Source organism: Rhodopirellula maiorica SM1, assembly GCF_000346295.1.
GTDB lineage: Bacteria > Planctomycetota > Planctomycetia > Pirellulales > Pirellulaceae > Novipirellula > Novipirellula maiorica.
Window position 1 is genome coordinate 1 of record NZ_ANOG01001123.1, and the last position, 8,426, is coordinate 8,426.

General features: G+C 53.4%; 6 protein-coding genes. 1 reads left to right on the forward strand and 5 read right to left on the reverse strand.

All coding sequences use genetic code 11. The features are described from left to right. Nucleotides 1-219 precede the first annotated feature (219 nt). The 4 genes from RMSM_RS35995 to RMSM_RS36010 form a co-directional block, all read right to left on the reverse strand. The gene (locus tag RMSM_RS35995) at nt 220-969 is read right to left on the reverse strand and encodes an anthrax toxin lethal factor-related metalloendopeptidase (RefSeq protein WP_052031982.1); all 750 of its coding nucleotides are present in this window, start codon (nt 967-969) and stop codon (nt 220-222) included. Between the two features lie 209 nt (nt 970-1,178). Next, the gene (locus RMSM_RS36000) at nt 1,179-1,730 is read right to left on the reverse strand and encodes a hypothetical protein (protein WP_144058208.1); all 552 of its coding nucleotides are present in this window, start codon (nt 1,728-1,730) and stop codon (nt 1,179-1,181) included. Nucleotides 1,731-2,131: 401 nt separating this feature from the next. After that, the gene (locus RMSM_RS36005) at nt 2,132-5,332 is read right to left on the reverse strand and encodes an efflux RND transporter permease subunit (protein WP_008709733.1); all 3,201 of its coding nucleotides are present in this window, start codon (nt 5,330-5,332) and stop codon (nt 2,132-2,134) included. 40 nt (nt 5,333-5,372) lie between these two features. Next, nucleotides 5,373-6,857: an efflux RND transporter periplasmic adaptor subunit gene (locus RMSM_RS36010; protein WP_052031983.1), complete on the reverse strand. Its 1,485-nt coding sequence runs from the start codon at nt 6,855-6,857 to the stop codon at nt 5,373-5,375. Nucleotides 6,858-7,535: 678 nt separating this feature from the next. Between RMSM_RS36010 and RMSM_RS40410 the strand changes: the two genes are divergently transcribed. Continuing rightward, the gene (locus RMSM_RS40410) at nt 7,536-7,727 is read left to right on the forward strand and encodes a hypothetical protein (protein ID WP_144058209.1); all 192 of its coding nucleotides are present in this window, start codon (nt 7,536-7,538) and stop codon (nt 7,725-7,727) included. A 259-nt stretch (nt 7,728-7,986) separates the two neighbouring features. Here RMSM_RS40410 and RMSM_RS36020 read toward each other — a convergent pair. After that, nucleotides 7,987-8,426: TolC family protein (locus RMSM_RS36020; protein WP_144058210.1), on the reverse strand; the 440-nt coding region annotated here is incomplete at its 5' end.

Below are 8,426 nucleotides of genomic sequence, written 5' to 3' on the forward strand. Positions count from 1 at the left end.
GCTAGCACTTAACGCGCCCCCACCCCAAGGTTAGGCTCAGCCACCGCCACAAAATGCTCTGTCCCTCAGCTAGTACTCTTAGCGCAGCCCCACCCCGAGGCTGGGCTCAGCCACCTCGACAAAATGCTCTGTCCCTCAGCTAGTACGACAAAATGCTCTGTCCCTCAGCTAGTCCTCAGCTAGTAGAACGGCTGTGAAACGCTCGGAAACGACATCGCTTCACTCTGCATCACCCCATAGTTCGGCTAGCAAAGCTAGCATCTCGGGATCGTGATTCTTTAACTCTTCGCGATCGAAGGGGAAAAAATCGTTGCGGCTGAAGTAGGCTTCGCTCGTTTCCGCAAAGTACTCTTGAGGCGTTGTCATCGCATACGCCCGCTCGCGACGTTTGTTGCCATTAGCGTCTTGACGCTCGACATCGTCGTACTTGCCACTCGCCTTGGCTTTCTCGTACGCCATCTTTAGCGGTCGATTGCCAAAACCACGCTCCAACACGCGGTCGTGATAGGCATGAGCAAGTTCGTGCAGCGCGAAATTAGGCATCCGACGCGTCTCGGCCTCAAAGATCCGGACATTCGTAAACTCGACGCCCTTCGCCATTCGCCCGTCTCGACCGTTTTTCACCAACCAATTTTTGCTCGGATGGTATTCGGCTCGCGGTTGTGTGTCGGGGTACTCGGGTGAGAACCAGAGCGGCACGTTCTGCAGCTCCTTCACCGCCGGCTTGGGGACCACCCGAATAATCTCATCGAGTTGTTTTTCCAATAACTTGAGTGCCGTCGCGGTCGCTTGCTTGTTTTGCGATTCCAATTTCTGGCTGATGTGAACCGTCCAGCCCGCAATGACACGCGTCTGGTGAGTGGAACTCAAATCGTTTGCGGATAGCGAATGGGCGGACATACCGACCACCAACACTGCGGCCATGACCACACTACGACTGTACTCGCGACGATCACAAAGGTTGTGCATCTTGAAAACTTTTCTTAGAACGAAACACTGGAATGCTAACGGGCTTGGAACTGGGAAGAAGCACGGTACGTGGCCACGATCGATCACGCCGATCGATGACAAACCGATGATGACAATGGGTAGACGTTCGAGCAACGCCCCCCCGCCGGCCAGTGTAATCCGCCGAAAGTCTTGGCGACTTTCGCTGCGGACAACACTCCAACACCCTATCAGTGGTCATGTCCTGCATGATCGTGACCTTCGTGATCATGATCGTGTTTGATCTCACCGCGATAGGCTGTTCCCTCAATCGTCACGCTCAACTTTGGTGCCGAAGCTTCGTCATCGATATGGCCGACCAATGCAGCGTCGGGAAGCGTGAAACGTGACGACTTACCGTCGGCGTCGCCAGAATCAGGGCTGGCTGCCAACTTAAACTGCTCGGGCGTCCCATCGTGCATCAAATTGATAGTGACTTCGGACGCATCAATCGGAACCGCTTTCTTTGCCGCCGAGTCAAGGATATAGACGGTGACTGATTTCTCATCATGTACCACTTCGGCATGATATTCTTCGTTGCCAAGTTCGACCAACGAACCATGGTGCGGTCCTTCGCTGGGATGGGCGTGCACGTCGGCGGTCGCGGGCGGAAGTCCATCCACGGTCACATCGCTACCGGAGACGCTGTGATCCGTGTCGGGATTCGTTGCCGCTTTATCGCCACAACCTGTGGTGAAAAGAATCAGACCGGCGGCAAGAGTTGCAAATTTTGTCATACGCATTGTAAAAATTTCGGTGATGAGGAGGCAAAAGGGGAACGTTCCACGAAGTAAATCGTGAGACGGAACGTCTTCGTAAAAACCTCGCAATCGAAATGACGAGGCGACTACGAGGGCATCTTTCGATACACCTCGCTGCTGGTTTAATGCGAATGGCGAGCGTCAATACCGTTTTGCATTAACCATGATGCAATGTCGCATATGACCAGCGTGTTGGTCCTGCGGAGCTTCAAAACCCAAGTTTTTGCATTGTCGACAGCTGCTGGTTCGCCTTGGTCGCATCTTCAAAATGCATCGTTACCAAGGGGAGGACTCCGATCTTCGTCCAGCAAACTGTCAGCAAACATTCAGCAAACCCTAAGCCAGTGGTGTGAGTTCATTTGGATGTTTTTTCACGCACATACCTAAACTTCGTTCAATTCAATTTCGCCAGCGGCGGCGGTCACAACTCGCTCAGCCGACTTCATGCCAAACAACCAGAACAGCGCCGGATGCACAAAGAAGTCCAACATCGTTGAACTGACCAATCCACCCAGAATCACGGTGGCGACGGGATACAAAATTTCTTTGCCCGCTTCGCCGGCGGACAACACCAATGGCACCAGCCCAATCCCCGAGGTCAACGCGGTCATCAAAACCGGGGCGAGTCGCTCGAGCCCTGCACGGACGATCATCGCAGCAGTAAACTGCTCGCCTTCGTGTTGAACCAGATGTAAATAGTGCTGCAACAACAGAATGCCATTTCGCGATGCGATCCCGGCTAGCGAGATAAAGCCGACCATCGCGGCAATCGTCAACGTTTGACCGGTGATCACCAAGGCGGCGACCGATCCAATAAATGCCATAGGAAGCGCCGCCATTACTTGCAGCGCCAAGTTCATGCTGCGAAACAATGTATACAGCACCAGGAACACACCCACCATCGAAATCACAAACAATACCAAGATGATTCGACTTGCGGATTGCTGGCTTTGGAATTGGCCGCCGTATTCGACAAAGTATCCCGAGGGCAATTGAGCTATGATCGGTTTGATCGACGCTTGGATATCCGTGACAACGTCCACGACCCCACGGTCGGCAACATTACACTGGACAACAATTCGGCGACGAACGTTCTCGCGATTGACCACGTTAGGGCCACCCGATTCGTAAACGTTGGCAAGCCCCGACAGCGGAATCATCCCACCATCGGGCAATTGAATCGATAAACGTTTCAGCTCTTCGATGTCCTCGCGATACTCCTCTTTCATTCGCACCAGCAAGTCGAACGTTCGCATTCCATCGAGGACTTCCGAGACGACTTTGCCGTTCATCGCGGTCTCGATGTATTCGTTGACCGACGCAGCACTCAGCCCGTATTGCAGCAGCCGGTCGCGATCCAGTTCGATGCGAAGCTGAGGGATGATGACTTGTGGTTCAACCAACGCGTCGGTAACGCCGGGCACCAATTCGATTTCGGCTTTGATCTGTTCCGCTTTTTGACGCAGCACATCCAAGTCGTCTCCATAGATTTTGATCCCCACCTGAGCTTTCACGCCGGACAACATGTGCGAAATCAAGTGGGCAATCGGTTGTTCAACCGCCGTGACGACATGAGGAAACTTATCCATCGCCTCGCGAATTTCGGCCAATTGCTCTTCACGCGAGCGAGGCGAATCAGGATCGAGTTCGATGATTATTTCGGACATGTTCACGCCCTCGGCATGTTCGTCCAGTTCAGCACGCCCGGTCCGCCGAGCAAACCGCTGTACATCGTCAATCTGCTTGAGCGATTCCTCGACCGATTCTGCGATCTCGGTGGACGCGGCCAAAGAGGTTCCCGGCGGCAACACAACGTTTAACTGGATCGTCCCTTCGTTAAACGGAGGCAGAAAATCTTTCTCGAGTCGCGAGACAAAGATCGCAGCAATCGCGACCATCAATAAGGTCACCCCCAGGTTCAGATACGGGAATGTCAAACTGAAGCGGATCACTTTATCTGCAACCCACTTCAATCCTCGCAACACAAACCCGTCTTTTTCTTCGCCGCTTCGCTTACTCTGACCGAGCAACCAATACGACAGCACCGGAGTCACCGTCAGTGAAACGAGCAGCGACGCGAGGATCGAAACGATGTAGGCGACTCCTAATGGAGCGAACAATTTGCCTTCCATTCCGCCCAGAGCAAACAGCGGAATAAAAACCAGTATCACGATCATCGTGCCGAAGACGATACTGCGTCGCACCTCGGCACTGGCACGAAAAACCACCAGCAACGGATTCAGCGGATTCCCGGCAGCCCGATTTTCTTTGAGTCGTCGATAGATATTTTCGACATCGACAATGGCATCATCGACAAGTTCGCCCATCGCCACCGCGATCCCGCCCAGCGTCATTGTGTTGATCGACAATCCAAACACTGCGAACACGATCGCGGTCATCACAAGTGACAATGGGATGGCCGTCAGCGTGATAAACGTCGTTCGCAAATTCAGCAGAAACAGAAACAGCACAATGACTACCAAGATGCCACCGTCGCGAAGTGCTTCGACCACATTTTCAATCGCACGATCAATAAACGATTTTTGCGAATAGACCGTCGTCAATTGTGTGCCCGCAGGCAATGTTGGCTTCAGTTCCTCGATCGCAGCCATCACATCACGGGTGACGCGGCGAGTGTCGGCGCCGGGTTGCTTGTTGATCGTCAGCACTACCGCAGGCCCTCCGCGCCATTCGGATGTCGTACCGCCAGCAGTGCTCGATTCTGAATCCGTGTTCGGCGAGCGAACAAAGGCGGAACTGTCACCGCGTTTGACCTGCGCCCCCTCGACCACCTCGGCGACTTGGGAAAGCAAAACCGGACGGCCTTCGCGAATTTTCACCGGCACTTTTTTCAAGTCGTCCAACGATTGAATTCGTCCCAACGACCGCACCAACAATTCTTCGGGGCCTTGTTTGTCCAGGTAACCGCCCGTCCCATTTTCATTGCTCTCGGTCACAGCCGATTCAATCTCAGGCAATGTGACACCGAAACGAAGCATCGCGTCGGGGTCGACCAGGACCTGAAACTGTTTGCGCTCGCCGCCCATCGTAAAGACTTGCGAGACACCGGGAATCGTTAACAATCGTTGTCGGACAACCCAATCCGCGGTGGTGCGAAGCTGCATCGGGTCAACATTCGGATTGTCACTCCACATCCCCAGCATCAACACTTGCCCCATGATCGACGAGATCGGAGCGAGCTGAGGCGTGATCCCCGGCGGCAAACGGTCCTGAACCATCTGCATCCGCTCGGCCACAATTTGGCGGTCGGTATAGACGTCCGTTCCGTAGGCAAATTCGACATAAATGACCGAGATCCCCACACCCGAGGAACTGCGAACCGCCTCGACCCCATTGGCGCCATTCATCGCGGTTTCAATCGGAAATGTGATCAACGACTCCACTTCCTCCGGAGCCATCCCCGGCGTTTCCGTCATGATCACGACACGCGGTCGGTTCAAATCGGGAAACACGTCGATGGGCATCACCATTGTCTGCCATGTCCCGTAACCAATCAGGAACAGTGCGACTGCGATGACGAGCAATCGTTGATGAAGTGCGAAGCGAATGACGGCGTTAAGCATGAATCAATGGGATATAGAGAAGGGACTTATTGACACATTATCAATGCGAGTGTCCGGCATGCGGATCGGCGCCACCGCCTGATTTGTTCTTGATGGCCATTTGCATCTGATGAGCCGCTTTGCGGGCAATCACATCGCCGGGGTAGATCGATCCATCGTTGGCGATCACCACGGCGTCCTGTCCTCGATGGCGGACATGCACCGGCACGCGAGTAAAGGTTTTGCCATTTTGTTGAAACACGAACCAATCCGCCCCTTCTTTCACGACTGCCTCGACTGGCAACACGATTTGGTTCTCCCACTGTTCCACCGGCACACGCAGCTCAAGTCGTTGGCCGATGCGATACTTCCACGAAACAAACCGCTGCCCCTCGTCATTTTTGACATCTCGCATCATTTCATTGGGCAGCTCCACAAACAGCGACAATGTTCGCGAATCACTGTCAATCGAATTGGAAACAAAAACCAACTTCAATCCGCTGACAACCTCTTGCCCCTTCGAACCGCTAAACACTGCGTCGACCGTCCACCCCTGCTGAGCCGCTTCGGAAATCGCTGCGATGTCGTTTTCAAACGCTTTGCCTTCGATAAACAATTGCGTGTAATCCGAAAGCGAGCATAGTTTCTCACCAGCGGTGATCGCTTGTCCTTTGTGAACGCTCAAGTCATCGATCACCAACAATTTCTTGCTGCTTTGACTACGGCTTGCAATCTGAGGCAACGGCAATGGTTTCGTATAGGACACAGGGCGTAACGACACTTGGCTCAGATGCAGTTCTTCGTCCTCGTCATGACTGTCCACATCGGGAGCTACGATTTGCAAATCACCCATCAGCTTGCCGTCTCGGGCAATGGCATCGATTTGACGATCTGAAAGCCCATGCAATCGAAGTGCTTCTCGCTGCGACTTTGCAAACGCTTCGAGTTTTTCTTTGGCGTAACGACGTTCTAAAAGTTGTTTTCCTGAGATTGCGCCAGACCGAGTTGCGTCTTCTAGTCGAGCGATCTCGCGATTTTCCACTTCCAATTCGCTGATCGTCTTCAGATAGGCCGTCTGCGTTTCCACCAAGTCTTCGTAAGTTAAACGGACCTCGAACAGCAAATCGCCTGGCATCACCGCTTCGCCGGTAACCGCATGCACATGCGTGACGACGCCATTGAGCGGCGATGACACGACAATCGAAGATCGACCGGGTTTGGCGACCACAACGGCCGGTACCGTGATCGAGCGACGGTAGTTCGACAACTCGACCGGACGCAAATACTTTGGCGTCAATCCAAGATTTTTGCGTGCTTGCGGGGTCAGTTCCAATGACGTGACCTCGGCCGCCGCCGATGTGGAATGAGATGCGTGGTCGTCGCCGCCGGCAACTTCACCGCCACGCTGCGATGAAAGCGTGGCGTCAACCCAACTCGATAGTGGCGGCCACCACATTGAATAGGTAACTCCGACTACCACAACGACGATCAAACCGATCGTGGCTTGGATCGCGGGCAATGGCACTTTTGATAGTTTCGGTCGCATCAGAAACACTTCTAGGTTGAAACAATATGAAGACTGGCAGAGAGGGTGTGGCGGAATCACCGCAAGCAGCGCATCGAGTCGCCGCAACGTGCATCTTTCAAAGCGTCCACGCCTTGCCCGGCAGAACAACTTCAAAAAGCAGGCCAAAATCGAATCTAGGTCGACAAATACGAAAAGATTCTTTTGGACTTACTTGAACGTGCAGACGCAGCAACCCAAGGAATGTGTACTTTGATCAGGGACTTCGATCACACACAGCATGCGGCCGGATGCGACGTCGACGAGACGTCATCACGACGTTCGAACGACCCTAGATCCAAACAGCAAACAGAGAGAAAAAAGAGCTCAAATCTGCCAAGATTGCAGACGAGCACAGGACTCGGATGAGGATAAAACGGGTGCTCGACAAAGCCTGTCTAATTCAACACCCACCGCAGTTCGCGGTGTAGCGGGTAGCACCGCAACGCAGTCAAACGCAAACGACACCGCTAGAAAATCCAAGTTCAACGACTTGGAAAACATCCCTACAAAATGGCAATGCGTTTCATCGCATTGGTGAGAATGTCCGCAAGGCGAATCGGAATCAGTTGACGTGACGGTTTGGACCGCGAATTCACTTACAACCAACTCTGCGGCCGAAGCCTCAGAAACATGCGATTCGCCGTGCGAATGGGTGCTGTGATCACAACACCCTGTACTGGCATGTTGATGAGCGGCATGTTGATGAGCGGCATGTTGATGACGATGCCCCGCATCGGCTGCGGCACTGGCATCGAAATGTTGACCGCAAGACGCGTTCCCAAAGGCGTGCGAGTGATGCCAGCAACACCCCAGCACGGCGTGAGCCGTGAACGCAATGAGCGTCAGTAGAGGGGCCGTTCGGACAAACACTTTCAACATCACCTTTAAAGAATCGAACCGTTTTGCGATGCCTCTATCTTTCCTAGCTAGCTGAATCGGGTCAAGTGGAACAAATCTTGATTCGAATTCGCTAACTCAGCAAATCATGCTATTTTTACGGTAGTGGGATTCGCCAGAAATTCGCTTAAATGTTGCTGGGGACTTCTGGCGAAGTCCACTACTGCGATCTTGGGGACTTCTGGCGAAGTCCACTACTGCGAGCGAATTGTTATTGTTGACTAAACGTCAGACCACGCAAACTATCGTCTCCGCTATTGTCCACCATCGCTTCCAAAGCACCGCTGAGCACGTATCCATCGACGCGAGCCCGGGCCTGAGCCAGTTGGGCCTGCGAGGCAATAAACTGCAGATTGGTATCAAAATAGGTGCGCCGCGCCACCAAAACTTGGACAAAACTGGTCTCCCCCGCCTTGTAGGCGGTTTCTGCTAATCTCAGTCCGTCGGCAGCATTGGGAAGAATATCATTGCCGTATTTCGACACGGCAGCGAGCGACGAATCGTAATCGCGTGAAACTGCGGCTAACCGCGCTTTGATCGCGTTTTCGATCCGCAGCGCGTCTTGGCAGGCGCGAACCAGTTCAGCACGTGCCGCTGCAATATTCCCTTGATTTCGATTGAATACGGGAATAGGGGCGCCCACTTGAACGT